Source organism: Acidovorax sp. 56, from assembly GCF_002749705.1.
Taxonomy (GTDB): domain Bacteria; phylum Pseudomonadota; class Gammaproteobacteria; order Burkholderiales; family Burkholderiaceae_C; genus Acidovorax.
The window spans coordinates 2,992,607-3,018,701 of sequence record NZ_PEEV01000001.1 but is presented as its reverse complement, the minus strand read 5'-3'; the positions used below and the strand labels follow the sequence as shown (position 1 = coordinate 3,018,701).

25 protein-coding genes are annotated in these 26,095 nt (G+C 64.8%); 17 read left to right on the top strand and 8 right to left on the bottom strand.

The window, feature by feature from the left end; genetic code table 11:
• Both CLU88_RS13445 and CLU88_RS13440 read left to right on the top strand, forming a co-directional pair.
• Positions 1–975 (top strand): tripartite tricarboxylate transporter substrate binding protein, encoded by a 975-nt coding sequence (locus CLU88_RS13445; protein WP_099657027.1) that lies wholly within the window; start codon positions 1–3, stop codon positions 973–975.
• Between the two features lie 142 nt (positions 976–1,117).
• Positions 1,118–2,065 carry an AEC family transporter gene (locus CLU88_RS13440; RefSeq protein WP_099657026.1) on the top strand — a complete coding sequence of 316 codons (948 nt, stop codon included), beginning with the start codon at positions 1,118–1,120 and terminating at the stop codon, positions 2,063–2,065.
• Between the two features lie 18 nt (positions 2,066–2,083).
• Here CLU88_RS13440 and CLU88_RS13435 read toward each other — a convergent pair whose 3' ends face one another.
• The gene (locus CLU88_RS13435; RefSeq protein WP_099657025.1) at positions 2,084–2,992 is read right to left on the bottom strand and encodes a LysR substrate-binding domain-containing protein; all 909 of its coding nucleotides are present in this window, start codon (positions 2,990–2,992) and stop codon (positions 2,084–2,086) included.
• Positions 2,993–3,221: 229 nt separating this feature from the next.
• Between CLU88_RS13435 and CLU88_RS13430 the strand changes: the two genes are divergently transcribed.
• The 10 genes from CLU88_RS13430 to CLU88_RS13385 all read left to right on the top strand — a co-directional run bounded on the left by CLU88_RS13430 (position 3,222) and on the right by CLU88_RS13385 (position 12,554).
• On the top strand, positions 3,222–3,911 hold the full coding sequence (locus CLU88_RS13430) for a substrate-binding domain-containing protein (protein ID WP_199173451.1): 690 nt from the start codon (positions 3,222–3,224) through the stop codon (positions 3,909–3,911).
• Positions 3,912–3,965: 54 nt separating this feature from the next.
• Positions 3,966–5,327 carry an MFS transporter gene (locus CLU88_RS13425; RefSeq protein ID WP_099657024.1) on the top strand — a complete coding sequence of 454 codons (1,362 nt, stop codon included), beginning with the start codon at positions 3,966–3,968 and terminating at the stop codon, positions 5,325–5,327.
• Between the two features lie 52 nt (positions 5,328–5,379).
• Positions 5,380–6,414 (top strand): amidohydrolase family protein, encoded by a 1,035-nt coding sequence (locus tag CLU88_RS13420; RefSeq protein ID WP_099657023.1) that lies wholly within the window; start codon positions 5,380–5,382, stop codon positions 6,412–6,414.
• A 2-nt stretch (positions 6,415–6,416) separates the two neighbouring features.
• On the top strand, positions 6,417–7,100 hold the full coding sequence (ligK, locus tag CLU88_RS13415) for a 4-carboxy-4-hydroxy-2-oxoadipate aldolase/oxaloacetate decarboxylase (protein ID WP_099657022.1): 684 nt from the start codon (positions 6,417–6,419) through the stop codon (positions 7,098–7,100).
• A gap of 61 nt (positions 7,101–7,161) precedes the next feature.
• Positions 7,162–8,190 (top strand): tripartite tricarboxylate transporter substrate binding protein, encoded by a 1,029-nt coding sequence (locus CLU88_RS13410; RefSeq protein ID WP_099657021.1) that lies wholly within the window; start codon positions 7,162–7,164, stop codon positions 8,188–8,190.
• Between the two features lie 43 nt (positions 8,191–8,233).
• Positions 8,234–9,229 (top strand): tripartite tricarboxylate transporter substrate binding protein, encoded by a 996-nt coding sequence (locus CLU88_RS13405; RefSeq protein WP_233205463.1) that lies wholly within the window; start codon positions 8,234–8,236, stop codon positions 9,227–9,229.
• Between the two features lie 120 nt (positions 9,230–9,349).
• Positions 9,350–10,276, top strand: a complete 927-nt coding sequence (locus tag CLU88_RS13400; protein ID WP_099657020.1) for an amidohydrolase family protein — start codon at positions 9,350–9,352, stop codon at positions 10,274–10,276.
• A 4-nt stretch (positions 10,277–10,280) separates the two neighbouring features.
• On the top strand, positions 10,281–10,721 hold the full coding sequence (ligA, locus tag CLU88_RS13395) for a protocatechuate 4,5-dioxygenase subunit alpha (RefSeq protein ID WP_099657019.1): 441 nt from the start codon (positions 10,281–10,283) through the stop codon (positions 10,719–10,721).
• 2 nt (positions 10,722–10,723) lie between these two features.
• A complete protein-coding gene (locus CLU88_RS13390; protein ID WP_099657018.1) occupies positions 10,724–11,590 on the top strand; it encodes a class III extradiol dioxygenase subunit beta in 867 nt (288 codons plus the stop codon).
• Position 11,591: 1 nt separating this feature from the next.
• Positions 11,592–12,554: a Gfo/Idh/MocA family oxidoreductase gene (locus CLU88_RS13385; protein ID WP_099657017.1), complete on the top strand. Its 963-nt coding sequence runs from the start codon at positions 11,592–11,594 to the stop codon at positions 12,552–12,554.
• A gap of 110 nt (positions 12,555–12,664) precedes the next feature.
• Here the strand turns inward: CLU88_RS13385 and CLU88_RS13380 are convergent, their stop codons facing one another.
• A complete protein-coding gene (locus tag CLU88_RS13380; RefSeq protein ID WP_099657016.1) occupies positions 12,665–13,978 on the bottom strand; it encodes a flavin-dependent oxidoreductase in 1,314 nt (437 codons plus the stop codon).
• A gap of 88 nt (positions 13,979–14,066) precedes the next feature.
• Positions 14,067–14,375 (bottom strand): luciferase family protein, encoded by a 309-nt coding sequence (locus CLU88_RS13375; protein ID WP_099657015.1) that lies wholly within the window; start codon positions 14,373–14,375, stop codon positions 14,067–14,069.
• 644 nt (positions 14,376–15,019) lie between these two features.
• Between CLU88_RS13375 and CLU88_RS13370 the strand changes: the two genes are divergently transcribed.
• Positions 15,020–16,030, top strand: coding sequence for an aldo/keto reductase (locus CLU88_RS13370; protein WP_099657014.1), 1,011 nt, complete (start codon positions 15,020–15,022; stop codon positions 16,028–16,030).
• Between the two features lie 189 nt (positions 16,031–16,219).
• On the opposite strand, the gene gap is transcribed toward CLU88_RS13370, so the two are convergent.
• Positions 16,220–17,218, bottom strand: a complete 999-nt coding sequence (gap, locus tag CLU88_RS13365; RefSeq protein ID WP_099657013.1) for a type I glyceraldehyde-3-phosphate dehydrogenase — start codon at positions 17,216–17,218, stop codon at positions 16,220–16,222.
• Between the two features lie 91 nt (positions 17,219–17,309).
• A complete protein-coding gene (tkt, locus tag CLU88_RS13360; RefSeq protein WP_099657012.1) occupies positions 17,310–19,403 on the bottom strand; it encodes a transketolase in 2,094 nt (697 codons plus the stop codon).
• Positions 19,404–19,542: 139 nt separating this feature from the next.
• Here tkt and CLU88_RS13355 point away from each other — a divergent pair, with 139 nt between their 5' ends.
• Both CLU88_RS13355 and CLU88_RS13350 read left to right on the top strand, forming a co-directional pair.
• Positions 19,543–19,971 (top strand): S-adenosylmethionine decarboxylase family protein, encoded by a 429-nt coding sequence (locus CLU88_RS13355; protein ID WP_099657011.1) that lies wholly within the window; start codon positions 19,543–19,545, stop codon positions 19,969–19,971.
• Positions 19,972–20,042: 71 nt separating this feature from the next.
• Positions 20,043–20,771, top strand: a complete 729-nt coding sequence (locus CLU88_RS13350; protein WP_099657010.1) for a nucleotidyltransferase family protein — start codon at positions 20,043–20,045, stop codon at positions 20,769–20,771.
• Between the two features lie 30 nt (positions 20,772–20,801).
• On the opposite strand, the gene CLU88_RS13345 is transcribed toward CLU88_RS13350, so the two are convergent.
• Positions 20,802–21,677 carry a hypothetical protein gene (locus CLU88_RS13345; RefSeq protein WP_199173450.1) on the bottom strand — a complete coding sequence of 292 codons (876 nt, stop codon included), beginning with the start codon at positions 21,675–21,677 and terminating at the stop codon, positions 20,802–20,804.
• A 161-nt stretch (positions 21,678–21,838) separates the two neighbouring features.
• On the opposite strand from CLU88_RS13345, the gene CLU88_RS13340 reads away from it, so the two are divergent.
• Together CLU88_RS13340 and pyk are read left to right on the top strand one after the other, a co-directional pair.
• The gene (locus CLU88_RS13340; protein ID WP_099657009.1) at positions 21,839–23,230 is read left to right on the top strand and encodes an aminopeptidase P N-terminal domain-containing protein; all 1,392 of its coding nucleotides are present in this window, start codon (positions 21,839–21,841) and stop codon (positions 23,228–23,230) included.
• 114 nt (positions 23,231–23,344) lie between these two features.
• Entirely contained in the window at positions 23,345–24,781 is a 1,437-nt protein-coding gene (gene pyk / locus CLU88_RS13335) for a pyruvate kinase (RefSeq protein WP_099657008.1), read from the top strand.
• Here pyk and CLU88_RS13330 read toward each other — a convergent pair.
• Positions 24,714–25,295, bottom strand: coding sequence for a phosphatase PAP2 family protein (locus tag CLU88_RS13330; RefSeq protein WP_099657007.1), 582 nt, complete (start codon positions 25,293–25,295; stop codon positions 24,714–24,716). The two genes, pyk and CLU88_RS13330, sit on opposite strands and share 68 nt — an antisense overlap.
• Entirely contained in the window at positions 25,282–26,034 is a 753-nt protein-coding gene (locus CLU88_RS13325; protein ID WP_143226002.1) for a phosphatase PAP2 family protein, read from the bottom strand. Before CLU88_RS13325 ends, CLU88_RS13330 begins: the two co-directional genes overlap by 14 nt.
• Positions 26,035–26,095: the final 61 nt, after the last annotated feature.

Here is a 26,095-nt window from a genome sequence, read left to right as displayed (position 1 = left end):
ATGACGATCCCACGCAGAACCTGCCTGGCCGCACTGGCCGTTTCGCTGGCTTCGGGTGCGCGCGCCCAGGCTCCGTTTCCCTCACGTCCGATCCGCATCGTGGTGCCCAATGCAGCAGGCGGTGCGGCAGACATCACGGCGCGCACCGTGGCGCAAAAGATGGCGAGCCCGCTGGGGCAGAGCATCGTGATCGAGAACAAGCCCAGCGCGGGCGGTGTGGTGGCCGGAGACCTGGTGGCCCGTGCCGAGCCCGACGGGCACACCCTGCTGCTGGTGAGCAGCGGCACGGCCGTGAGTGCGGCGCTGTTCCAGACCCTGCCCTTCGATACCCTCAAGGACTTTGCGCCCGTGTCGTTGCTGGCCACCTTTGATTTGGCGCTGGTGGTCCGCGAAGGCAGCCCCTTCAAGACCCTGGCCGATCTGCTGGCCTATGGCCGTACCCACCCGGGCAAGCTCAACCTGGGCACCCCGCAGATTGGCACCACGCAGCACCTGGCGGCGGAGTTGTTCAAAGCCACCGCCGGGCTGGATGCGCAGATCGTGCCGTTCAATGGGACCCCTGGCGTCATCACCGCTGTGCGGGGTGGCGAGGTGGACGTGATGGTGGACATTCTGGGGGGCTTGATGCCGCAAATTGGTGCCAAGGCACTGCGGCCTTTGGCTGTGCTGGGGGCGCAGCGTGCGGCGCAACTGCCCGAGGTGCCCACGGTGCGTGAAAGCGGTGGTGCTTTTGCCTCCTTCAATGTGACCTCCTGGAATGGGCTGGCCGTGCCCTCCAGAACCCCTGCTGCCGTGGTGGAGCGGCTGTCGCGCGAGGTCAACGCCGCGCTGGCGCAACCTGACGTGAAGAAGCGCCTGCTGGAGCTGAACCTGAATGCGCAGGGCAGCACACCCGCCCAGGCGGGGGAGCACTTGGCTGCCGATATTCGCCGCTGGAACGACGTCATCGCCCGTGCGCGCATTGCCCGCCAATGAGCGGGTTGAGCGCTTGAAAAGCCACCAAATCGAACCCTTGTCATGGCCAATGCATGTCGTGGAGCCCAGGCCGTGATGGCCTGGTCTGTTTTTCGCGCGCCGCATACCGCAGGTGCCTTCAGGCCAACGAAGGATCTTTGGCGTGCTTGATATTTTGTCCATCACGGGCCCCATCTACCTGATCATTGCCCTGGGCTATGGCGTGACGCGCTGGGGCTTGTTTGCCAAGGCCGACATGCGTGTCTTTGGCAAATTTGTCATGCACCTGGCCTTGCCTGCCATGCTGTTCAGTTCGCTGTCGCAGCGCCCTGTCAGAGAGGTGCTCAACCTGCAGTACCTGGGGGCCTACGCGCTGGCGTGTGGCCTGGTGCTGCTGTTGGGCTTTGCGTGGATGCGCTGGGGGCGGCGCCAGACCATGAGCTTCAGCAGCATGGTGGCCATGGGCATAGGGTGCCCCAACAGTGGTTTTGTGGGGTACCCGGTGGCCCTGCTGGTACTGGGGGGCTCGGTGGCCAGCGTCAGCCTGGCGCTGAACATGGTGGTGGAGAACCTGCTGTTGATTCCGGTGCTGCTGGTCTTGTCTGACCTGGGCGACCGCCGCAAAGGTGCCTGGCATGCGGTGTTGTGGCAAAGCCTCAAAGGGCTGGCGCGCAACCCGATGGTGCTGAGCATTGCGGCGGGCATTCTGGCGTCATGGGCCGGTGTGGCGCTGCCTGCAGCGTTGTCGCGCACGGTGCAGCTGTTTGCGCAGGCCAGCGGGGCGCTGTCGTTGTTTGTGATTGGTGGCAGCCTCGTGGGGCTGCACATCAAGGGCACGCTGGGCACGGTGGCGCAAATCAGCGTGGGCAAGCTGGTGTTGCACCCACTGGCCATGCTGCTGGTGCTGGGCTGGCTGGTGCCGGTGGACGACCCGCAGCTGCGCACAGCAGCCTTGCTCAGCTGCGCCATGCCCATGCTGGGCATTTACGCCATTCTTTCGCAGCGCCATGGGCACGAAGGCATCAGCTCGGCGGCCCTGCTGGTGACCACTGTGGCCTCGTTTTTTACCCTGAGTGCGTTTTTGTGGTGGCTGGGGCTGGCGCCGGTGTGAGGGCCTGCCAGCAGGCGCTTAGCCCTTGAACACGGTCGCCACAGTTTGGCGTACCAGGTCCAGCGCCGCCTTTTGCACCTGTGTGGACGGCCTTTGCAAGCTCGTGGCCAGCGACAGCGCAATGCGCAGCGGTGGTGTGCCAATGGCCTGCGCGGTGTAGGCGGACGGGCGCGGCGAGTTGAGCAATGCATTGCGCGAAAGCACGGCACTGCCCGCGCCGTCGGCCACCAGGTCCAGGATGGCCGACACCCCATCGATCTCCAGCGCGATCTCAGGGCGGCAGCCGATCTGCGCCATTTCGGATTCGACATGCATGCGGATGGCGTTGGGGCGCGACGGGATGACCAGCGGCAGCGCGGCCACCTCGCTCAAGGCCACGGGGCCGGGAGGCGGGTCTTCCGACAAACCCGGAGGGCGGGCGCGCACCAGCACCAGGTCCTCGTCCAGCAGGTGCTCCACGTCGATGTCGCGCGAGGGCTGCCCGTTGTAGAGCACCACGATGTCCAGATGCCCGCTGTTGAGTCCTTCAAGGATGGCTCCCGACAAGCCTTCGCTGATGGACAGCCGCGCCTCGGGTAGCACTTGGCGAAACGCACGGGTCAGGGGCACCGTCATCACCCGGGCCACGCTGTTGGGCAGACCAATGGCTACGCGCCCGGCCAGCGCGCCGCGCACCCGGCCCAGCTCTTCGCGGGCCCGCTCCACCTGGTGCAGGATGCCCCGCCCGTGCTCCAGCAGCACCTTGCCCGCTTCGGTGGGCGTGGCGCCCCGGCCATTGCGCACCAGCAGGTTTTGCCGCAGCTCCACTTCCAGCAGGCGCACCTGCCGGCTCAGCGCAGGCTGGGCGATGTTGAGCACCACCGATGCCCGGGTGAAGCTGCCCAGCTCGGCCACCCGCACGAAGTACTCGATTTGCTTGAGGTCCATCGCCTGTGCCTTGTCAAAAGGGGTCTGCAAACTAGCAGGATTTTGAATATCTCTGCATCACCAATTGCAGAATGATATATCTGGTAGTGCCGCAGACTGCTGTCGCAGCGGGGCAGCCCTGTTCACAATGCGGGTGTTTTCACCTCCGGTAGAGGGGTGATGTGGCGCACTGCTGGGTGTGCGCCACGGTGGCCACGGGATGCCTTTCCTGGGCCTTCAAGGAGACAACATGACTATCGATATCAAAGGCATTTCGTCCATGGCCACCCGCCAGGTGCTGGCAGAGCTGGTGGCCTTGTACGCGCAGCAGTCATCCGACCGCGTGGGCATCGAATCCGTGGGGGGCGTGGACGCTGCCAAGCGCGTGCAGGCGGGGGAGCCCTTTGACGTGGTGATCCTGGCGTCGGATGCCATCGACAAGCTCGTGGCGGCAGGCCATGTGAGCGCGCCCAGCAAGGTCGATCTGGTGCATTCCGGTGTGGCCGTTGCCGTGCAGGCCGGTGCGCCGGTGCCAGACATCGGCTCTGAAGACGCCTTGCGCGCAGCGGTGCTGGCCGCCCCCAGCATCAGCTATTCCACCGGCCCCAGCGGGGTGGCCCTGGCCCAGCTGTTTGAGCGCTGGGGCATTGCCCAAGAGATTGCGCCGCGCATCGTGCAGGCCCCCCCAGGCGTGCCTGTGGGCACCCTGGTGGCGCGCGGTGAGGTGGCACTGGGCTTTCAGCAACTGAGCGAGCTGCTGCATGTGCCCGGCATCACCCTGGTGGGCCCGCTGCCCGCCGCCATCCAGATCACCACCACCTTCTCCGCAGGCGTGGGCGCTGCCTCTGCCCAACCTGCGGCAGCGCAAGCCCTGCTGGCCTTCATGGCATCGCCCCAGGCCGCCGATGCCAAGCGCCGCCAGGGCATGGACCCAGCCTGAGCAAGCGGCCCGCACCATTTCAAAACAATCACAACCAACTCAGAGACATTTGCAATGCAGGCACACGGCAAGGACACCGACGTCCAGACTTTTCTTGATGCGCACCCGTTTTCAGCCTACCAATGGCTGATTTTTGCGCTGTGTTTTGTGGTCGTGCTGCTGGACGGCTTTGACACCGCCGCCATCGGCTACATCGCGCCCTCTCTGGTGGGCGAGTGGGGGGTGAGCAAGCCCGCCCTGGCGCCCGTGCTGAGCGCTGCGCTGTTTGGCCTGGCCGCTGGCGCTTTGGTGGCAGGCCCTTTGGCCGACAAGCTGGGCCGCAAGCGGCTGCTGACCGGGTCCGTCTTCCTGTTTGGCGCAGCCTGCCTGGCTTCGGCGTTTGCACCGGGGTTGACCGAGTTGACCGTGTTGCGCTTTGTCACCGGCATTGGCCTGGGCGCGGCCATGCCCAACGCCGTGACGCTGATGAGCGAATACTGCCCATCGCCCCGCCGTGCCTTGCTGACCAACGCCATGTTTTGCGGCTTTCCGCTCGGTGCGGCCTTTGGTGGCTTCTTGGCAGCGTGGATGATTCCCCTGTGGGGCTGGCGCAGCGTGCTGGAGCTGGGCGGTGTGGCACCCCTGGTGCTGGGCGTGCTGATGTTGCTGCTGTTGCCAGAATCGGCCCGCTACCTGGTGGCGCGCGGTGCGGCCACCGAGCGCGTGCGGGCCATTCTGGTGCGCATTTCTGCCTCTGCTGCGCAGGTGGGGCGCTTTGTGGCCGGTGAGGCGCAGGCCGCCCAAGGCGCCAGCGGCCTGGGCGTGGTGCTGTCCGCCCGTTACCGCTGGGGCTCGCTGCTGCTGTGGGTGACCTACTTCATGGGCTTGGTGATCTTCTATGCGCTCATCAACTGGATGCCCATCTTGTTCAAGGAAGGCGGCATTGAGCCGCACACCGCCACCCTGGTGTCTGCGCTGTTCCCCCTGGGGGGCGTGGGCGCGGTGTTCTTTGGCTGGCTGATGGACCGCTTCAACGCCGACCGCATCATTGCCCTGGGTTACCTGCTCACCGCACTGGTCATCTATGCCATTGGCCATGCCCTGGGCAATGTGGGACTGCTGGTGGTGGTGGTGTTTGTGGCGGGCACGTTGATGAACACGGCCCAGTCTTCCATGCCTGCACTGGCTGCAGCCTTCTACCCCACCAGTGGCCGCGCCACCGGTGTGGCCTGGATGCTGGGCATTGGCCGCTTTGGTGGCATTGCGGGCTCGTTCCTCGTGGCCCAGCTGTCGGCGGCCCACATGGGCTTTGGGCAGATTTTTGCGGTGGTGACCATCCCCGGCCTGATCGCGGCTGCTGCGGTATGGGCCAAGCAAATGATCTACCCCACGCAAGCGGCCCCCTTGTCCGCCGTGGCGGGCTCGGCAGCCCACTGACGGCGCTGCGATCCCTGTTGTCACTGATTTTCGATTTCCTAGGAGCAAACCCATGAGCCTCATCATCGACTGCCACGGCCACTACACCACGGCCCCCAAGGCGCTGGAGAACTGGCGCAATGCGCAGATCGCCGGTATCAAGGACCCCGCCGCCATGCCCAAAGTGGCAGACCTGAAGATCAGCGACGATGAACTGCGCGAGTCCATCGAGACCAACCAGCTCAAGCTGATGAAAGAACGCGGCAGCGACATCACGCTGTTCAGCCCGCGCGCCAGTTTCATGGCCCACCACATTGGCGACTTCAACGTCTCCAGCACCTGGGCCGCCATCTGCAACGAGCTGTGCCATCGCGTCTCCACCCTGTTCCCCGACCATTTCGTGCCCGTGGCCATGCTGCCGCAGTCGCCCGGGGTGGACCCTGCCACCTGCATCCCCGAGCTGGAAAAGTGCGTGAAGGAATACGGTGCCGTCGGCATCAACCTGAACCCAGACCCCTCGGGCGGCCACTGGACCAGCCCGCCGCTGACCGACAAGCACTGGTACCCCATCTACGAAAAGATGGTGGAGTACGACCTGCCCGCCATGATCCACGTGAGCACCAGCTGCAACGCGTGCTTCCACACCACAGGCGCGCACTACCTGAACGCCGACACCACGGCCTTCATGCAGCTCATCCAGGGCGATCTGTTCAAGGACTTCCCCACGCTCAAGTTCCTGATCCCGCACGGCGGCGGCGCGGTGCCCTACCACTGGGGCCGTTTCCGTGGCCTGGCGCAGGAGATGAAGAAGCCGCTGCTCGACGAGCACCTGATGAACAACGTGTTCTTTGACACCTGCGTGTACCACCAGCCCGGCATCGACCTGCTCAACACCGTGATCCCGGTGAAGAACGTGCTGTTCGCCAGCGAAATGATCGGCGCGGTGCGCGGCATCGACCCCACCACCGGCCACTACTACGACGACACCAAGCGCTACATCGAAGCCTCCAAGATCCTGAACGCTGCTGACAAGCACCAGATCTACGAAGGCAATGTGCGCCGCGTGTTCTCCCGCCTCAACTCCCGCCTGCAAGCCAAAGGACTGTGACCATGTACGAACTCGGCGTTGTTTACCGCAACATCACCCGCGCGGACCGCACAGCGGCCGATGGCCTGGCTGCCCTGGGCTCAGCCACCGTGCACGAAGCCATGGGCCGCGTGGGCCTGCTCAAGCCCTACATGCGCCCCATCCAGACGGGTGTGCAGGTCAGCGGCACGGCCGTCACGGTGCTGCTGCACCCCGGCGACAACTGGATGATGCATGTGGCCGCAGAGCAGATCCAGCCCGGCGACATCGTGGTGGCTGCCATCACCGCCGAATGCACCGATGGCTACTTTGGCGACCTGCTGGCCACATCCTTCCAGGCCCGTGGCGCACGCGCACTCATCATCGACGCGGGGGTGCGCGATGTGCGCACGCTCAACGAGATGAACTTCCCGGTGTGGAGCAAGTGCATCTCGTCCAAAGGCTGCATCAAGGAAACCATCGGCTCCGTGAACATTCCTGTGGTGTGCGCTGGCATGCTTGTCACGCCCGGCGATGTGATCGTGGCCGATGACGACGGCGTGGTCTGCGTGCCCGCCGCCCGTGCTGTGCAAACACTGGAAGCCGCGCAAAAGCGCGAGAGCTTTGAAGGTGAAAAGCGCGCCAAACTGGCCAGCGGCGTGCTGGGCCTGGACATGTACAAGATGCGCGAGCCGCTCGAAAAGAAGGGCCTGCGCTACATCGACTGACCCGGTTCAAGACAGCAAAAACAATACCGACAATTCCAAGACCAGGAGACAAGCTGTGAACATGTACCCCCAACCCGACCACCCCTTAGCCACCCGCCGCAGCGCCCTTGTGGGCGGCTTGGCGCTGGCCGCGGCCCTGGCCTGCGCCACCACGGCGCATGCCCAAGGCGCTGCGGCAGATGCCGCCTGGCCCACCAAGCCCGTGCGGCTCATTTCGCCTTACCCAGTCGGGGGTGGGCCCGACGGTGTGGCGCGCCTGCTGGCCGACAAGCTCTCGCGCAAGTGGGGCAAGCCGGTGGTGGTGGAAAACCGGCCGGGCGGCAATGGCTTCATTGCCATCGATGCGTTTAAGCGCGGGGCCAAGGACGGGCATGACCTGATCCAGCTCGACAGCGTGCATTTGGCCGCCTACCCGTACATGTTCAAGAAGCTGCCCTACGACGCGGGCAAAGACTTTGACGTGTTGGCCACCATGTTCAAGAGCTACATGTTCTTTGTGGTGCCCACCAACAGCAAGTACAAGACCGTGGCTGACATCGTGGCCGACGCCAAGGCCAACCCCGGCAAGCTCGACTATGGCTCGTGGTCCATTGGCAACCCCGTGCACCTGGGCATTGAGGAGCTGCAGCAGCGCACCGGAACCAAGATGGAGCATGTGCTCTTCAAGGAAACCACCCAGCTGTATGTGGCGGTGGCCAATGGTGAGCTGCCTTTCACCCTGGGCACGGCGGGCACAGCTGGCCCGCTGTACCGCGCGGGCAAGGTGCGCTTTGTGGCGGTGGCTGCGCCCTACCGTTTGTCGGCTTACCCCAATGTGCCCACCGTGGCCGAGGCCGGTGGCCCCGCAGCACCCTATGAGGTCAGTGGCTGGAATGCCATTGCGGGCCCCAAGGGGTTGCCCCCAGCCGTGGCCGAGAAGGTGGGTGCAGACATTGCCGAGGCGCTTTCCACCCCCGATGTCAAAGAGAAGTTCGACTCGTTTGGCTACGAACCCTTGACCCTGGACCGGGCCAAGCTGCAGGCCTACATCCAGAGCGAATCCGCACGCCATGAGGCCATCATCCAGCGCGCCAAGATCGAGATGGACTGATGTGGTGCCTGAACACAACGTTGAAGCCATGGGAGACAACCCGATGACCATGTGGAACACCGAAGGCACCCGCCGTGGCGTGGTGCAGGCTGCAGCCCTGTGTGCTGCGCTGCTGCTGCCCACCTGGGGCTTTGCGCAGGCTGCTTACCCCACCAAGCCCGTGAAAGTGGTCGTGGGCTATGCCGCCGGGGGGGCGGTGGATGCGGTGGCCCGCACCATCGGGCAGGCGCTTTCTGCCAGCCTGGGCCAGGCCTTCATTGTGGAAAACAAGCCCGGTGCGGGCACAAACATCGCCGTCAAATCCGTGATTGCGGCAGAGGCCGATGGGCACACCTTGCTGATGGCCGCCAATGCGTTGGCTGCGAACATGGCCCTGTACCAGCCTGCACCGTTTGATGCCGAGCGCGACCTGGTCCCCGTGTCCCTGGTCGGGCGTGTGCCGGTGGTGCTGGCCGCCAATGCCCAGACGCCCTATGCCAACGTGGCGGCCTTGCTCCGGGCCGCAAAAGACAAGCCCGGCAGCATCTCCTTCGCCTCCCCGGGCAATGGCTCCACGCCCCACATGGCGCTGGAGCTGTTTGAGCGCACCGCAGGCATCCAGTTGCAGCACGTGCCTTACCGTGGTGGCTCGCCGGCCATCACCGATGTGATTGGCGGGCAGGTCCCGCTGATTGCGGTGAACGCCCTGGAGGTGCAGCCGCATGTCAAAAGCGGCAAGCTGCGGGTGCTGGCAGTGCTCAGCCCCAACCGGTCTGCGATCTTCCCGGACGCGCCCACCATGGCGGAGTCGGGCTTCCCCGGCTTTGAGGCCTCGGTGTGGTACGGCCTCGTGGCCCCGGCTGCCACGCCTAAGGCTGTTGTGACCAAGCTGCACGCCGAGGTGCAAAAAGCCCTGCAGACCAAGGAAGTGCGCGAGCGCATGACCCAGGTGGGGGGCGAAGTGATCCCAGGCAGCAGCGAGATGTTTGCGGCGCTGATCAAAGCGGAGCGCCAGCGCTATGAAAAGCTGGTGCGAGAAGCCAACATCCAACCTGATTGACCAAGGCCCGTGCCACCTGATTCTGAATGGAATGGCAGAGCCCAGCGGCAGCACGTTCGCACGGTGCGCAGCCGTGGTGCCCGGCCCGATTTTTAACAAACCTAGCAAGTGAGCAAATCCATGCAATTTGAAAAAACCCCAGGCTGGCTCGACTGGTACGCCGGTCCTGCCAAGCCGCAGTTCAAGGTGCCTGCCGGTGCGGTGGACGCCCACTGCCATGTGTTCGGCCCCGGCGCGGAGTTTCCCTACGCCCCCGAGCGCAAGTACACCCCGTGCGACGCCAGCAAGCACCAGCTGTACGCCCTGCGCGACCACTTGGGCTTTGCGCGCAACGTGGTGGTGCAGGCCACCTGCCACGGTGCGGACAACCGCGCCATGGTCGATGCATTGACCCACTCGGGCGGCAAGGCACGGGGCGTGGCCACCGTCAAGCGCTCGGTCACCGACGAAGAGCTGCAAGCCATGCACGACGCCGGTGTGCGCGGTGTGCGCTTCAACTTCGTCAAGCGCCTGGTGGACTTCACGCCCAAGGACGAGTTGATGGAAATTGCCGCGCGCATCCACAAGCTCGGCTGGCACGTGGTGATCTACTTTGAGGCGGTAGACCTGCCCGAGCTGTGGGACTTCTTCACCGCACTGCCCACCACCGTGGTGGTGGACCACATGGGCCGCCCTGATGTGAACAAGCCCGTGGACGGACCAGAGTTTGAGCTGTTCCTCAAGTTCATGCGCCAGCACCCCAATGTGTGGAGCAAGGTGAGCTGCCCCGAGCGCCTCTCCGTGACCGGCCCCAAGGCGCTGAACGGCGAGCAGAACGCCTACACCGATGTGATCCCGTTCGCCCGCCGCGTGGTGCAAGAGTTTCCCGATCGCGTGCTGTGGGGCACCGACTGGCCGCACCCCAACCTCAAGGACCACATGCCCGACGACGGCCTGCTGGTGGACTTTATTCCCCACATCGCGCCGACGGCCGAGCTGCAGCAAAAGCTGCTGGTGGACAACCCCATGCGCCTTTACTGGCCTGAAGAAGTCACTGTGAAAGACTGACACCATGTCCCTTGATAAACCCTACTTGGACGTGCCCGGCACGACCATTTTTGATGCCGAGCAAAGCCGTAAAGGCTACTGGCTCAACCAGTTCTGCATGAGCCTGATGAAGGCCGAGAACCGCGAGCGCTTCAAGGCCAACGAGCGCGCCTACCTCGATGAATGGGCGATGACCGAAGAGCAAAAGCAGGCCGTGCTGGCGCGCGACCTCAACTGGTGCATCCGCCTGGGCGGCAACATCTACTTTCTGGCCAAGATCGGCGCGACCGATGGCAAGAGTTTTCAGCAAATGGCTGGCAGCATGACCGGCATGACCGAAGAGGAGTACCGCAACATGATGATCAGCGGCGGCCGCTCGGCCAATGGCAACCGCGTGATCGGCGAAGACGGCGACGCACAGGCACACCGCCAGCCACAAGGCGCTGTCGGCAAGAAAGGAAACTGACCATGGCCAAGATCACCGCCTCCGTGTTTACGTCGCACGTGCCTGCCATTGGCGCTGCGCTGGACCTGGGCAAGACACAAGAAGACTACTGGAAGCCCGTGTTCGCGGGCTACGACTTCTCCAAACAGTGGATGAAGGACAACAAGCCCGACGTGATTTTTCTGGTCTACAACGACCACGCCACGGCCTTCAGCCTGGAGATGATTCCCACGTTTGCCATCGGCACGGCCGCGCAGTTCCAGCCCGCCGACGAAGGCTGGGGCCCACGCCCCGTGCCTGTGGTGCAGGGCCACCCCGACTTGGCCGCGCACATTGCGCAGTCGGTCATCCAGCAGGACTTTGACCTCACCATCGTCAACAAGATGGACGTGGACCACGGCCTCACCGTGCCGTTGTCGCTGATGTGTGGCCCACAAGACCCCAAGACGGGTGCCTGGCCCTGCCCGGTGATTCCGTTTGCCGTCAACGTGGTGCAGTACCCCGTGCCCAGCGGCCGCCGCTGCTACAACCTGGGTCAGGCGATTCGCAAGGCCGTGGAGAGCTACGACGAAGACCTCAATGTGCACATCTGGGGCACGGGTGGCATGAGCCACCAACTGCAGGGCCCGCGCGCGGGGCTCATCAACAAGGATTTCGACAACGACTTTCTCGACAAGCTCATCAACGACCCCGAGGCCGCCGCCAGCATCCCGCACATCGACTACGTGCGCGAAGCGGGCAGCGAAGGCATCGAACTCGTGATGTGGCTCATCGCCCGCGGCGCCATGGCCGATGTGGCCGGTGGCAAGCCCCCGAAGCTGGCGCACCGCTTCTACCATGTGCCCGCATCCAACACGGCCGTCGGCCACCTGATTCTGGAGAACCACTGACATGACCACCAAAACCATCAAAGTCGCCCTGGCGGGCGCTGGCGCCTTCGGTATCAAGCACCTGGACGGCATCCAAAACATCGACGGCGTGGAAGTCGTCTCGCTGATCAGCCGTGACCTGGAAAAAACCCGTGAGGTGGCCGCCAAGTACGGCATTGGCCACGTCACCACCGACCTGGCTGACAGCCTGGCGCTGCCCGAGGTGGACGCCGTCATCCTGTGCACCCCCACGCAGATGCACGCCGAGCAGACCATCGCCTGCCTGAAGGCGGGCAAGCATGTGCAGGTCGAGATTCCGCTGGCCGATAGCTTGAAGGGCGCCGAAGAAGTCGTGGCTCTGCAAAAGCAGACCGGCCTGGTGGCGATGTGTGGTCACACCCGCCGCTTCAACCCCAGCCACCAGTTTGTGCACCACAAGATTCAGAAGGGCGAGTTCAACATCCAGCAAATGGATGTGCAGACCTACTTCTTTCGCCGCACCAACACCAACGCGCTGGGCCAGGCCCGCAGCTGGACGGACCACCTGCTGTGGCACCACGCTGCCCACACCGTGGACCTGTTCGCCTACCAGGCCAACAGCCCCATCGTGCAGGCCAACGCCATGCAGGGCCCCATCCACCCGACGCTGGGCATTGCCATGGACATGAGCATCCAGCTCAAGGCCGCCAATGGCGCCATCTGCACGCTCTCCCTGAGCTTCAACAACGATGGCCCGCTGGGCACGTACTTCCGCTACATCGGCGACACGGCCACGTACCTGGCGCGCTACGACGACCTGTACAACGGCAAGGACGAGAAGATCGACGTGAGCCAGGTGGATGTGTCGATGAACGGCATCGAGTTGCAAGACCGCGAGTTCTTCGCCGCCATCAAGGAAGGCCGCGAGCCCAACGCCAGCGTGGGCCGGGTGTTTGCCTGCTACCAGGTCTTGCACCAGCTGGAGCAGCAGCTCAACGCCGCTTGATTTCAAGCCAAATAGGCTGCTAGCGCTTATTGAATAAGCGCTAGAAGCTATATATTTGATAGCAATTACTGGTGGGCTGCATGCCGCCAGCTCCGCTGCCAGGGTTTCTTTCAGCCCCCGGCCACACGCTGCCCCGGTGCAATGGTGGGCGGTGCCGCATTCAGCGTCTCGATCGCAAAGCCCGCCGCCGCCTTGTAGCGGACCATGAAGCCCTCGCGCTCCTCGCGCGGCAGCACATCGTCGATGTGGTCGAACACCCCGCCGCAGCGCTCGTCCACCAGCCCCAGCAGCCCAAACGGGCCAGAACCCCGGTTGCGCAGCACCAGCGCCGAGATGTCCTTGCACAGCTTGTCGTCGTAGGCGCGCAGCGCCTGCGGGCCCACGCCATGCGCGACCAATTGAGCGCCCAGCACGCGCGCATCCACAATGGCCTGGCTCGCACCGTTGGAGCCCACGGGGTACATCACATGCGCCGCATCGCCCAGCAGCGCCACGCGGCCGTCCACCCAGGTAGGCACCGGGTCGCGGTCGATCATGGGGTACTCAAACACGTCCTTCGCGCCGCGCAGCATGGCGGGCACGTCGAGCCAGCTGTAGTTCCAGCCGTCAAAGTGGTGAATGAACTCTTCCAGCGCCACGCGCCGATTCCAGTCGCCTTGCTGCCAGCCGCCCTGGTTGTCCACCGTGATCTCGGCAATCCAGTTGATGGTGGCCAGGCCCGTGGCCGGGTCGGGCGGCGTGATGGGGTAGCACACCACGCGGTGCCGCAGCGAGCCCACGCCCACAAACGAAGCCCCTGTGCGCACCGGCACCCCCGGCGTGGTGCCTCTCCACATGATGGCGCCACCCCACTGGATGGGCGGCTGCGTGGGATGCATCTGCGCCCGCACGGCCGAGTGCAGGCCATCGGCCGCAATCAGCAGCGAGCCCGCCATTTCCCGCCGCTCGCCATCGCGCGTTTCGATGATGGCGGTCACGCCCTCCGCATCCTGCCGGTAGCCCACCACACGGTGCCCCAGTTGCACAGCGTCGTTTCCCAGGCGCTCTCGCACGGCGTTGAACAGCATCATCTGCAGCTGTCCCCGGTGCACCGAATACTGCGGCCAGTGGTAGCCCGCATCCAGGCCCCTTGGCTCGGCATACACCTCGTTCCCGTTGCGCCCCACCAGCGCCCATTCGCGCGCCTGCAGGCCAATGGTGTCCAGCACCGCGTTGCCAAAGCCCAGGTCGTGCAGCTCCCGCACGGCATTGGGCTGCAGGTTGATGCCCACGCCCAGCGGCTGCAGTTCGGGCACCGTTTCAAAGACGATGCAAGGCACGCCGATCTGGTGCAGGGTGAGGGCCGTGGCCATGCCACCGATGCCGCCACCGGCAATCAGCACGGGGCGGGGGGAGGAGGTGTGGGAAGGAGTGGTGCCAGACATGGCGAGATTGTCCATCCAATGGCGGGCGAGGCTTGTCGCGAACGCCGCAGGCGAATGGGGAGAATGGGTGGGGGTTTAGCGAGGTGGTCTAGAGCTGGCCGATAGCAAGCTTGACCAGCTCAGCAGTTCGGTCCACTTCACTCGCTGTTCTGAAGCGCACTTCGATCCAGGGTGAGGAAGGCGAGCGGGTTGGGTGGTGAACGGAACCAGTGGGGTGAGCCAATCCCTCGGCTTGGATGACCTTCTTGGTCAGTCGCACATCAAGCTCGTTGTCATTGTGAAAGTGCGCAAACTCGCGCCCCTGATAGAAAAGGGCTGTTCCGCCCGACACGGGGGAGGGTTCGGCCGTCAGCCCGTCGATGGTGGCAAGTGCCTGCAGAAGTTGTTGCTTGAGCATGGGCGTGGGCTGCGTGGGGTTTGGAGTTTTGAAGGTCTGGTGTGGCGACGTGCTTGCGGCTTAACATGAAAGTGATCGGCCGCCGAAGGCTGTCCGGTTGACTGACATGTTGAGTGGAAGCCAGCGGTTAGGAGCATGTGCATTTCTCTCGATACACGCCCCGGGCAGACATTGGGTATTCTTTGTCCGAGACTACCTTCCCCACTCGAGGCGCACACCGTGTACGGCACTCAGTATGAGCGTCTCGGAGCGGCGGTAGAAAGGGCACAAGTGCCAGGGCTCCTCCGATGAGCAGCGCGAAGGCGAGAAACGTGGCTACTCCCGACGGGATCCGGCGAAGAACGTCGCGAACGCGCGCCAGATGTCTCATGCCATTTAACGCAATTTAGACAGTAAAACCTGCGGGATCAACTGGCGCGCGCGGGGTATTCTGGACACGGCTTCCTCCTGAAAGCGGCTTGCAGCTTGGCATTGCGGTCGATGCACTGCTCAAAGAGCAGGTATAAAAATCCGTGAAGCCCGGCAGGCTTCACCGCTGCCCACTATAGCTTGATGGCCTGCGCTCTGCGTCTGGCGGTCACCACCCCTTCACACCCAAGCCCTAGCCACCCGCTGGGTTGCCGCGCTTGCCGTAAGCTCACGCCATGCAACAAAGAAACCTTGGACCCTTCTCCGTCTCGGCCATTGGCCTGGGCTGCATGAACCTCTCGCACGCCTATGGCACGCCGGTGTCTGCCGAGCAGGGCGAGCGTGTGCTGCTGGCCGCGCTCGATGCGGGCGTGACGCTCTTCGACACCGCCACACTGTATGGCTTTGGTGCCAATGAAACCCTGGTGGGCCGTGTGATGAAGCCGCACCGCAGTCGCTTCACCCTGGCCAGCAAATGCGGCATGCAGGGCGTGGATGTGAATGGTGATGGCAAGCTGGTGCGTGTGATCGATGGTCGCCCCGCCACGTTGCGCCAGACCTGTGAGGACAGCCTGCGCCGCCTGCAGACGGATGTGATCGACCTGTACTACCTACACCGCTGGGACAAGAGCGTGCCCATTGAAGACAGCGTGGGCGCGCTGGCCGACCTGGTGCGTGCGGGCAAGATTCGCAGCATTGGCTTGTCGGAGGTGTCAGCCGCCACGCTGCGCCGGGCCCATGCCGTGCACCCGATTGCGGCCCTGCAAACCGAATACTCGCTGTGGACGCGCAACCCTGAGATTGCTGTGCTCGATGCGTGCCGCGATCTGGGCGTGGCCTTTGTGGCCTTCAGCCCGGTGGCGCGTGGCTACCTGTGCGGTGATTTGACGGACGTATCGACCCTGGACGCCAAGGACATCCGCCGCAGCATGCCGCGCTTTGCGCCTGACAACTATGCGGCCAACCTGAAGCTGCTGGACAGCTACCGCGCCATTGCCACGGAGGTGGGCTGTTCGCTGGCGCAGCTGGCCATTGCGTGGCTGCTGCACAAGGGGGAGCACATCATCCCCATCCCGGGCACGACCAGCGTGGAGCATCTGCACGATGACCTGGGCGCTGCGCAGGTGCAACTGTCGCCCAGCGTGATCGATCGGCTGCAGGCGCTGTACACACCGCAGGCCGTGGTGGGCGGGCGCTACAACGCGCAAAGTGCCAGCGAGGTGGATACCGAGAACTTTGCGGCCTGAGGGCCGTGAGCAAGGCCTAGGGGCCTGGCCTCGGCACAACGTTGTGCGGGGCAAGGCGCGATGCCCAGGGCCTTTTGCACCCGCTGCGGTGCAGGCAAAAAAAAGCCGGAGCCCCTGACGGAGCCCCGGCTTTAAAGGTGGTAGTTTTCTCTATCGCTTCTTCAACTCAAATCTTCGGCAGGGCATGAATTACTTGGAAATCACGCGCACCATTTCCAGGCACTTGTTCGAATAGCCCCATTCGTTGTCGTACCAGCTCACGATCTTCACGAAGGTTCCGTCGAGGGCAATGCCTGCGTCGGCGTCGAAAATGGAGGTGCGGGTGTCGCCACGGAAGTCAGTAGCCACTACCTTGTCTTCAGTGTAGCCCAAGACGCCCTTGAGTGCGCCTTCGGACTGCGCCTTCATTTCGGCCTTGATTTCTTCGTAGGTGGCGGCCTTGTCCAGCTCCACCGTCAAGTCCACCACCGACACGTCGGAGGTGGGCACGCGGAAGGACATGCCGGTCAGCTTCTTGTTCAGCGCTGGAATCACCACGCCCACGGCCTTGGCAGCGCCAGTGCTCGAAGGGATGATGTTTTCCAGAATGCCACGGCCGCCGCGCCAGTCTTTGTTCGATGGGCCGTCCACGGTTTTTTGCGTGGCAGTGGCTGCGTGCACAGTGGTCATCAGGCCGCGCTTGATGCCCCACTTGTTGTTCAGCACCATGGCCACGGGGGCCAGGCAGTTGGTGGTGCACGAGGCGTTGGACACGATGGCCTGGCCAGCGTAGCTGGTGTGGTTCACGCCAAACACGAACATGGGGGTGTCGTCCTTGGAGGGGGCCGACAGCAGCACCTTCTTGGCGCCCGCATCGATGTGCTTCTGGGCCGAGGCCTTGTCCAGGAACAGGCCGGTGGATTCGATCACGATGTCGGCGCCGACTTCGTTCCACTTCAGGTTGGCGGGGTCGCGCTCTTGCGTCAGGCGGATCTTCTTGCCGTTGACGATCAGGGTGTTGCCCTCGACAGCCACGGTGCCGTCAAAACGGCCATGCACCGAGTCGTACTGCAGCATGTAAGCCAGGTAGTCGGGCTCCAGCAGGTCGTTGATGCCCACCACTTCAATGTCGCTGAAGTTCTGGATGGCCGAGCGCAGCACGTTGCGGCCGATACGGCCGAAACCGTTGATACCAATCTTGATCGTCATAGCTAGTAGTCTCTCCAAGGTTGCAAAGTCGAAATCAGAAACCTGCCGCCCCGCGCCCGCTGGCAGCGGGGCGCAGCGGGCAGTAAGAGTGTCAGCGGGCCTTTTTGGCGAGCTTCAGGCGTGCAGCGCCAATGGCGACCAGCACCGTGTTGGCCACGTTTTCTTCGGTGAAGCCGAAGTGCTTGAACAGCACCGGCGCAGGGGCCGATTCGCCGTAGGTGTCGATGCCGACCACGGCGGCGCAGCCGTATTTCCACCAGCCGTCGCTCACGCCCATTTCCACGGCCACGCGGGGCACGCCAGCAGGCAGCACGCTGCTCTTGTACTTGGCGTCTTCGCGGTCAAACGTCGTGGTGCTGGGCATGGAGACCACGCGCACGGCGATCTTCTTGTCGGCCAGCAGGCGCTGGGCCTTGATGGCCAGCTGCACTTCAGAGCCGGTGGCGATGATGACGGCCTGGGCCTTCTTCTTGAGGCCCACGTCGGCAGGCTCGGACAGCACGTAGGCGCCACGGCTGATGTCGCCCAGCACGCGCTTGGGGGCTACGGCCGAGAGGTGTTGCAGGTTTTGGCGCGACAGGGCCAGCACGGTGGGCTTGGTGCGGTTGGACAGCGCCACGCTCCAGGCCACGGCGGTTTCGGCCGTGTCGGCAGGGCGCCAGACGTCCAGGTTGGGGATCAGGCGCAGGCTGGCCACGTGCTCAATGGACTGGTGCGTGGGGCCGTCTTCGCCCAGGCCGATGGAGTCGTGCGTGAACACATGGATCACGCGCTGCTTCATCAGCGCGGCCATGCGGATGGCGTTGCGGCTGTAGTCGCTGAAGGTCAGGAAGGTGCCGCCGTAGGGGATGAAGCCGCCGTGCAGCGCCACGCCGTTCATGATGGCGGCCATGCCGAATTCGCGCACGCCGTAGTTGATGTGGCGGCCACCGATCTTCTTGCCTTCGGCCACTTCGGTCTGCACCACAGCGCCTTGCTGGTCAAAGCGCAGGTTGGGCGTGCTCTTGGTGTTGGTGAGGTTGGAGCCGGTCAGGTCGGCCGAGCCGCCCAGCAGCTCGGGCAGGGCGGCGGTGAAGGCTTCCAGCGCGATTTGGCTGGCCTTGCGGCTGGCCACGGTTTCGCCCTTGGTGTGGGCGGCCACCACGGTGTCCACGGCCACTTGGGCAAAGCGGGCGGGCAGGTCGCCCTTCATGCGGCGGGTGAACTCAGCGGCCAGCTCGGGGAAGGCCTTGCTGTAGGCGGCAAAGCGGTCGTTCCAGGCGGCTTCGGCCTTTTGGCCGCTGGCCTTGGCGTCCCAGCCTGCGTACACGTCTTCGGGGATGGCGAAGGGCTCCGCCGTCCAGCCCAGGGTTTCGCGGGTGAGCTTGATTTCTTCAGCGCCCAGGGGCTCGCCGTGGGCCTTGGAGGTGTTGGCCCGGTTGGGGCTGCCCTTGCCGATGTGGGTCTTGCAGATGATGAGCGAAGGACGCTCGGTTTGCTTCTTGGCTTCGGCAACGGCATCGGCCACCTTGTCGGCGTCGTGGCCGTCGATGGGGCCAATCACGTTCCAGCCGGCCGAGACAAAGCGCAGGGCGGTGTTGTCGGCAAACCAGGGGGCCACTTGGCCGTCGATGGAGATGCCGTTGTCGTCGTACAGAGCGATCAGCTTGTTCAGCTTCCAGGCGCCTGCCAGAGAAATCGCTTCCTGGCTGATGCCTTCCATCAGGCAGCCGTCGCCCAGGAAGGTGTAGGTGTTGTGGTTGACGATGGCGTGGCCGTCGCGGTTGAACTCAGCGGCCAGCAGCTTTTCGGCCAGCGCAAAGCCCACAGCGTTGGTGATGCCCTGGCCCAGCGGGCCGGTGGTGGTTTCCACACCGGGGGTCACGCCCACTTCAGGGTGGCCTGCGGTCTTGCTGTGCAGCTGGCGGAAGTTCTTGAGCTCGCTCATGGGCAGGTCGTAGCCCGTGAGGTGCAGCAGCGAATAAATCAGCATCGAGCCGTGGCCGTTACTCAGCACGAAACGGTCGCGGTCAAACCAGTGGGGGTTGGTGGGGTTGTGCTGGAGGTGGCGAGCCCACAGGCCCACGGCCATGTCGGCCATGCCCATGGGGGCGCCGGGGTGGCCGGAATTGGCTTGTTGAACGGCGTCCATGGCCAATGCGCGGATCGCATTTGCCATCTGTTGAGATTGCTGGGTGTTGGCCATGGGGTCTGGGGTTCAGGTGGGTGGAATCAGGGAAACCGCCTATTTTACCGGGGCCGCAGCGCTCACTTCGCTCGGCTTGCCCTGCGCACCGTGTCGGTACCCCGCGTTGGGGGCAGTCGATGCACTACAGTGCAGCCCCATGCACGGATTGCACCTCACCGCCGACCTTCACGGATGCCGCTGCGCGCCGCTGTGGCTGACCGATGCCACCGCCCTGGGGCAGGCCTGTCTTGCGGCGGTGCAGGCATCGGGGCTGCAGGCGGTGGGGCAGGTGTTTCATGCCTTTCCGGCCACGGTGCATGGCCCCGGCGGCGTTACGGCCACCGTGCTGCTGGCCGAGTCGCACCTGTGCGTGCACACCTGGCCCGAGCAGGCCGCCGTGACGCTGGACGTGTACGTGTGCAACTTTGGCGCCGACCACAGCGCCAAGGCCCATGCGCTGATGAACGCGCTGCTGGCCTTGCTGGACGCAACCACCGTGCAGCGCCACGCCTTGCAGCGGGGCGAGTTGGCCCCTGCGCCCAGTGCCCATCAATCGCCAACTGCGCCCGGCACTGCCGTGGCCTGATCCCCATCGCTTTGGAGCCCCTTTTGTCGCCCCAGTTTTCCTCTCCCTCCGGCGCTCACCAGGTGCCCGCCATGCTGCTGGCCGCAGGCCGTGGCGAGCGCATGCGCCCGCTGACCGATACCTGCCCCAAGCCCTTGCTGGTGGTGCAGGGCCAGCCGCTGTTGCAGTGGCACTTGCAGGCTCTGGCGCAGGCCGGGGTGCGCCAGGCGGTGATCAACACGGCGTGGCTGGGCGAGCAGATCAGCGACCGATTTTTAAGTCATTTTGGCCTCCAGGGCGCACTGGGTAAGCGCGAGCAGCTATCAATTTCATACTCGCACGAGGGCGTGGACTTTGGCGGGGCGCTGGAGACGGCGGGCGGCATTGCCCGTGCGCTGCCGCAGTTGGGGCCGGTGTTCTGGCTGGCGGCGGGCGATGTGTTTGCGCCCGACTTCACGTTTGACGCCGCTGCCGTGCAGGCCTTTGAGGCCAGCAACCGCCTGGCCCACCTGTGGCTGGTGCCCAACCCTGAGCACCACCTGCGCGGTGACTTTGGCCTCTCGCCCGAAGGCCTGGCGTTGAACCTGCCTGCAGACGACCCAACCCCCCGGTTCACCTACAGCACCATCGCCTTGCTGCGCGCCGAGTTGTTTGGGCTGCCGTGGTGTGACATCCCGCCGGGTAACCCTGGCGGCGTGGCCCAGCCCTTGGCGCCCTTGCTGCGCCGTGCCATGGACCTCAGCCGCGTCAGCGCATCGCTCTATACCGGCCGGTGGACCGATGTGGGCACGCCCGAGCGCTTGGCCCAGCTTCAGCGTTGACATCGCCTGGGCCACCGGTGGCCCAGACCGTCATTTGGATGCGGCGGGGGATGGAGGCACGGCGGTCGCTGCCGATGCGGCTGGTTGGGTCGGCAACGCCGGGGCACTGGCGGCTGCGCTGGCGCCCTCTGCGGTTTCGGGGGCCGCAGGTGCTACGGGGGCGGGCAGCACCCACACCGTGTCGCCTTCAATTGGCGCTGCGGGCTGCACGGTGACGGGGGGCGCGGCTTCGCAGGTTTTGAACAGCCACTGGCTGGGTGCAAAGCGCGCATTGGGGCCGTCCGGTGGCGCCTTGCCCACTTCGGCGCGCACGTCGTAGTCGATGTGCGGCACCTGGAAGGTGGCGATCTGCCCTTGTTTGCAGTTGATGTAGGGGACGACCTTGTTGGGCACCCAGCTTTGGCTGGCGGTGTCATAGCGGTACACCGGGCCGAGGCGCTGGTTCTCTGCCAACTCCATGCGCATGGGCAGGGCTTGCAGCGCGTTGACCTGCACGCCCGCCACCTCCACCGGCTGCGGGAATCGCACCGCATCCAGGCCATGCAGGGCCAGCGGGCGGGTGGGTTCGCCCCGGTCAAACGGGTCGGTGCGGTTGACGAGGCTGCCCGCAGGGATCAGCAACTCGCCGTACTGGAAGTCTTGCGGCAGCACAAAGCGCTCGCGGCTCGCGCGCACGGCGGCGCTGTCGTGCCAGGCTTGCTGCTTGCTTTGTGACAGGTACATCTTCACGCCCAGCCAGCCATTGCACAGCACCGCCACCACGACCATGCCGATCACTGCACCGGGCGTGAGCAGCCACTTCTGCGGCACATCAACCCAGCGGTAGTAAACGCCGTAGATCAGCAAGAGGGCTGTGATCACCACCCCCAGGGCGGGCACGAAAGTCGTCAGGAAAAAGTTCGACATGGATAGGTGCAAATGGGAAGAAGGCCGTGGTGCCTGAGCGTCCGCATCAGGGACTTTGCCAGGAGGGGTCGGCAGGTTTTGGGCCGTGAGTATCTGGACCAACGGGAGTGGATTCTCTGCGACAACCCGGGAGCGGTGTCGGTTGGGCTCAAAATGTGCGCATGAATGCAACGCAATCCATCTACGCCCAGCGCCGTGCCCGCCTCGCCTCGATGCTGGGCGCTGGCGGCATCGCCATCGTTCCCACCGCGCCCGAACGCCCGCGCAACCGGGACACCGACTTCATCTACCGCCACGACAGCTACTTTTATTACCTGACCGGCTTTACCGAGCCCGGTGCGGTGCTGGTGCTCACGGCCGAGGGGCACAGCACGCTGTTTTGCCAGCCCAAAGACCTGGAGCGCGAGATCTGGGACGGCTACCGCCTGGGCCCCGCCGCCGCGCCCGAGGCCTTGGGAGTGGACGCTGCACAGTCGGCCGCCGTGCTGGACGCCCAGCTGCCCCGCCTGCTGGAAAACCGCAGCTGCGTCTGGTACCCGTTTGCCACGCATGCAGGCCTTGCCGCGCGCGTGGAGGGCTGGCTCAACGCCGTGCGGGCTCGTGTGCGCTACGGAGCCCTGTGCCCCACCGAGCAAAGCGATGCCTGCACCTTGCTCGATGAAATGCGCCTCATCAAAGACGCGCACGAGCTGGACACCATGCGCCGCGCCAGCCAGATCAGCGCCCAGGCCCACATCCGTGCCATGCAGCGCTCGGCCCGCATGCTGCGCGCGGGGCAGGATGTGCGCGAATACCACCTCGATGCCGAGCTGCTGCACGCCTTCCGCGAAGGCGGCTCACAGTACCCCGCGTATGGCTCCATCGTGGCGGCCGGTGCCAATGCCTGCGTGCTGCACTACCGCGCCGACGCGGCCCCGGTGCGCGATGGCGAGCTGGTGCTGATCGACGCGGGGTGCGAGCTCGACGGCTACGCCAGCGACATCACCCGCACTTTTCCGGCCAACGGAAGGTTCACCGGCCCGCAGCGCGCGCTGTACGACCTGGTGCTGCAAAGCCAGGTGGCCGCCATTGCCGCCACCAAGGCCGGCGCCCGCTTCAACGACCCGCATGACGCCACGGTGGCCGTGCTGGCGCAAGGCCTGCTCGACGTGGGCTTGCTCGACAAGAACAAGTTCGGTACCGCGCAGGACGTGATCGAAAAGCGTGCCTACTTCCAGTTCTACATGCACCGCACCAGCCATTGGCTGGGCATGGACGTGCACGACTGCGGCAGCTACGTGGAGCCCGGCGAGGTGGGGCAAACCAGCGAGCGCAAGGACCCGCTTTCGGGCGAGACCATCACCAACCGCCCCAGCCGCGTGCTGCAGCCCGGCATGGTGCTGACCATCGAGCCAGGGCTGTACGTGCGTCCCGCCGAAGGGGTGCCAGAGTCGTTCTGGAACATCGGCATCCGCATCGAGGACGACGCTGTGGTCACCGACAGCGGCTGCGAGTTGATCACCCGCGATGTGCCGGTGGATGGCGATGAGATCGAAGCGCTGATGCGCGATTGACCCGTCACCCGGGTGAGTTTCCGGGCGGCGTGTCAGGGTTTTCTGGTAACGGGGATGTAACCGGTTTCGTGTGAAAATTGAAACCCGATTACATCCACGCGAAAGAGACACACCATGGCCATTCGCCGCGCCACCAAGATCGTTGCCACCCTGGGCCCCGCTTCCAGCGACCCGCAATTGCTGGAGGCGATGATCCGAGCGGGCGTCAACGTGGTGCGGCTGAACTTCAGCCACGGCAAGGCGCAAGACCACATCGACCGCGCCGCCACAGTGCGCGCTGCGGCCCAGCGCGCTGGGCGCGAAGTGGCCATCATGGCCGACTTGCAGGGCCCCAAGATCCGCGTGGGCAAGTTTGCCGAAGGCAAGGTGTTTCTGGAGCCGGGCGCCAAGTTTGTGCTGGACGCTTCGCGCACCGAGCCGGGCGACATCAACGGCGTGGGCCTGGACTACAAGGAGCTGCCCCGTGACGTGAAGGCGGGTGACCTGCTGCTGCTCAACGACGGCCTGATCGTGCTCACGGTGGACGCTGTGCGTGGCGAAGAGGTGCACACCACCGTCAAGCTCGGTGGTGAACTGTCCAACAACAAGGGCATCAACAAGCAAGGCGGCGGCCTCACCGCACCGGCCCTCACGGCCAAGGACATGGAAGACATCCGCACGGCCATGAGCTTCCAGGCCGACTACGTGGCGGTGAGCTTTCCGAAAAACGCGACCGACATGGAAATGGCCCGCCAGCTGTGCAACGTGGCCGCGGCCGAATACCGCCACAAGCCCGGCCTGATCGCCAAGATCGAGCGTGCCGAAGCCATCCCGCACCTCGAAGCCATCCTGCGCGTGAGCGACGGCATCATGGTGGCGCGTGGCGATCTGGCGGTGGAGGTGGGCAATGCCGCCGTGCCCGCACTGCAAAAGAAGATGATCCGCATGGCGCGCCAGCTCGACAAGGTCGTGATCACCGCCACGCAGATGATGGAGAGCATGATCACCAACCCCGTGCCCACCCGTGCCGAGGTGAGTGACGTGGCCAACGCCGTGCTGGATGGCACCGACGCTGTGATGCTGAGCGCGGAGACCGCTGCAGGCAAGTTCCCGTTGGAGACGGTGATCGAGATGGCCACCATCTGCGCTGCTGCCGAAGCCGCAGAAGACCACCCGCAAGACGCCGACTTCACCGGCCAGACCTTTGGCCGCATTGACCAGTCCATCGCCATGGGCGCATTGTTCACCGCCCACCATCTGGGGGCCAAAGCCATCGTCGCCATGACCGACAGCGGCGCCACGGCCCTGTGGATGAGCCGCCACCGCATCCACATTCCGATCTATGCGCTGACCCCCAAGATCGCCACCCAGCGCAAGATGGCCATGTACCGCAATGTGCGCCCGTTGCTGATGGACACCAGCGCGGACCGCGACACGGCCCTGGAGCAGGCAGAGCGCCACCTCAAGAGCCGCAACATCGTGCAAAAGGGCGATGTCTACGCCATCACCTGCGGCGAGCCCATGGGCGCGCCGGGTGGGACGAATATGCTGAAAATCTGCGTTGCCAGCTGAGCGGCGCTTGCGTCACCAGCCAGCCCGTGGCGCCAGCGGCCAGGATGCCGGTGGTTGCGCCTGCCAGCACATCCAGCGGAAAGTGCACGCCCAGGAAGACGCGGCTCCAGGCAATGGCGGTAGCCCCTAAAAATGCCACCCCTGCCCACCGGGGCATGCGGCACAAGGCGAGGCTGGTGGCCAGGGCAAAGGCCTGTGCTGCATGCATGCTCGGGAAGCCCGCCCTGGCGCCATGCTCCAGCCACTGGATGCCCAAACCCAACTGGGCCGGGCGAGGCGCCGGAACCCCCCAGCGCAGCAGGTGAACGCCGACCCAGGTGACGGCCATGGCCACCAAAGCCTTGGCGATCACCCACCGGTGTTCGCGAGTTCCCAGCGCGCACCACAGCGCCAGGGCCGCACCCACCAGCAAGGGCAGGGTGACGGAGACCCAGCGGGCCAAGGCAATGAGAAACAAGGGGGTTGCAGGCCCCGCGTTGATGGCCTCAAAGAGGCTTTGATCAAGAGTGAGCACGGTGCTGCGAAGCCCCCAGGGTTGCAGGGGTGCTGTCAAGAAAGACGGCGTGCTGTCTCCAGGCCTGGAACGCCATGTCCCACAGCCAGCCAGCCGTCCAGCACAGCCAAGCGGTCCAGAGGGTGTGGCTCATGAAGTGGGCACCGCGCACCTGCTGCGCGCCGCCCAGAATGAAGCCTGCCAGCAGCGATGCGCCCAACCACACCCAGGCGGCCCTTGGGTGCCTGCGCCGCAGCGCGAAGTAGCCCCCTAAAAATGCGAAGCCTGCCGAAGCGTGCCCCGCCGGAAAGCAGCGTCCGCCGCCGCCGTCCAGAATGCCCAGCGCCCAGTGCGACACGTGCCGGGCCACTCCGCCAAACTCCGCCAGGTCCCAGGGGCAGCTGGTATTGCTGATGTTCTTGAAAATGCTGATCACGGCCAAGGCCAGCAAGGCGCTGCTGGCCAGTTGCAGCCGCTCGCTCAGCTGAAGCTGCCGCAGGATGCCCTTGGGCCACCACACCCCCAGCGCCAGCAGCAACACGACCACCCAGCCCAATCGGCGGGCGCCTTCGTGCATGACATGCACGAAAAACCACTGCTCCCGCAGCGGAAAACCGGCTTCTGACCCAAAAAGCTGGGCCATGGCGAGGTCTTGCCCTGAGGCGTCCCAGGCAATCAGGCAGGCAAAGCAGGCCAGGGTCCATGCCAGCAGGGTGCGGTTGCCGGGGTAGTCCAGGCTGGAGCGGGGGGTATCAAGCATGCCCGCACTGTAGGAACGGGGCCTTAACAGCTTCTTAAAGTGCAAGAAAATGCAAATGGCA

What these genes read in the sequence shown, in the direction of transcription:
- CLU88_RS13445 (WP_099657027.1), top strand. Translation starts at nt 1, where the DNA reads ATGACGATCCCACGCAGAACCTGCCTGGCCGCACTGGCCGTTTCGCTG.
- CLU88_RS13435 (WP_099657025.1), bottom strand. Translation starts at nt 2,992, where the DNA reads ATGGACCTCAAGCAAATCGAGTACTTCGTGCGGGTGGCCGAGCTGGGC.
- CLU88_RS13430 (WP_199173451.1), top strand. Translation starts at nt 3,222, where the DNA reads ATGACTATCGATATCAAAGGCATTTCGTCCATGGCCACCCGCCAGGTG.
- CLU88_RS13425 (WP_099657024.1), top strand. Translation starts at nt 3,966, where the DNA reads ATGCAGGCACACGGCAAGGACACCGACGTCCAGACTTTTCTTGATGCG.
- CLU88_RS13420 (WP_099657023.1), top strand. Translation starts at nt 5,380, where the DNA reads ATGAGCCTCATCATCGACTGCCACGGCCACTACACCACGGCCCCCAAG.
- ligK (WP_099657022.1), top strand. Translation starts at nt 6,417, where the DNA reads ATGTACGAACTCGGCGTTGTTTACCGCAACATCACCCGCGCGGACCGC.
- CLU88_RS13410 (WP_099657021.1), top strand. Translation starts at nt 7,162, where the DNA reads ATGTACCCCCAACCCGACCACCCCTTAGCCACCCGCCGCAGCGCCCTT.
- CLU88_RS13405 (WP_233205463.1), top strand. Translation starts at nt 8,234, where the DNA reads ATGACCATGTGGAACACCGAAGGCACCCGCCGTGGCGTGGTGCAGGCT.
- CLU88_RS13400 (WP_099657020.1), top strand. Translation starts at nt 9,350, where the DNA reads ATGCAATTTGAAAAAACCCCAGGCTGGCTCGACTGGTACGCCGGTCCT.
- ligA (WP_099657019.1), top strand. Translation starts at nt 10,281, where the DNA reads ATGTCCCTTGATAAACCCTACTTGGACGTGCCCGGCACGACCATTTTT.
- CLU88_RS13390 (WP_099657018.1), top strand. Translation starts at nt 10,724, where the DNA reads ATGGCCAAGATCACCGCCTCCGTGTTTACGTCGCACGTGCCTGCCATT.
- CLU88_RS13385 (WP_099657017.1), top strand. Translation starts at nt 11,592, where the DNA reads ATGACCACCAAAACCATCAAAGTCGCCCTGGCGGGCGCTGGCGCCTTC.
- CLU88_RS13380 (WP_099657016.1), bottom strand. Translation starts at nt 13,978, where the DNA reads ATGTCTGGCACCACTCCTTCCCACACCTCCTCCCCCCGCCCCGTGCTG.
- CLU88_RS13375 (WP_099657015.1), bottom strand. Translation starts at nt 14,375, where the DNA reads ATGCTCAAGCAACAACTTCTGCAGGCACTTGCCACCATCGACGGGCTG.
- CLU88_RS13370 (WP_099657014.1), top strand. Translation starts at nt 15,020, where the DNA reads ATGCAACAAAGAAACCTTGGACCCTTCTCCGTCTCGGCCATTGGCCTG.
- gap (WP_099657013.1), bottom strand. Translation starts at nt 17,218, where the DNA reads ATGACGATCAAGATTGGTATCAACGGTTTCGGCCGTATCGGCCGCAAC.
- tkt (WP_099657012.1), bottom strand. Translation starts at nt 19,403, where the DNA reads ATGGCCAACACCCAGCAATCTCAACAGATGGCAAATGCGATCCGCGCA.
- CLU88_RS13355 (WP_099657011.1), top strand. Translation starts at nt 19,543, where the DNA reads ATGCACGGATTGCACCTCACCGCCGACCTTCACGGATGCCGCTGCGCG.
- CLU88_RS13350 (WP_099657010.1), top strand. Translation starts at nt 20,043, where the DNA reads ATGCTGCTGGCCGCAGGCCGTGGCGAGCGCATGCGCCCGCTGACCGAT.
- CLU88_RS13345 (WP_199173450.1), bottom strand. Translation starts at nt 21,677, where the DNA reads ATGTCGAACTTTTTCCTGACGACTTTCGTGCCCGCCCTGGGGGTGGTG.
- CLU88_RS13340 (WP_099657009.1), top strand. Translation starts at nt 21,839, where the DNA reads ATGAATGCAACGCAATCCATCTACGCCCAGCGCCGTGCCCGCCTCGCC.
- pyk (WP_099657008.1), top strand. Translation starts at nt 23,345, where the DNA reads ATGGCCATTCGCCGCGCCACCAAGATCGTTGCCACCCTGGGCCCCGCT.
- CLU88_RS13325 (WP_143226002.1), bottom strand. Translation starts at nt 26,034, where the DNA reads ATGCTTGATACCCCCCGCTCCAGCCTGGACTACCCCGGCAACCGCACC.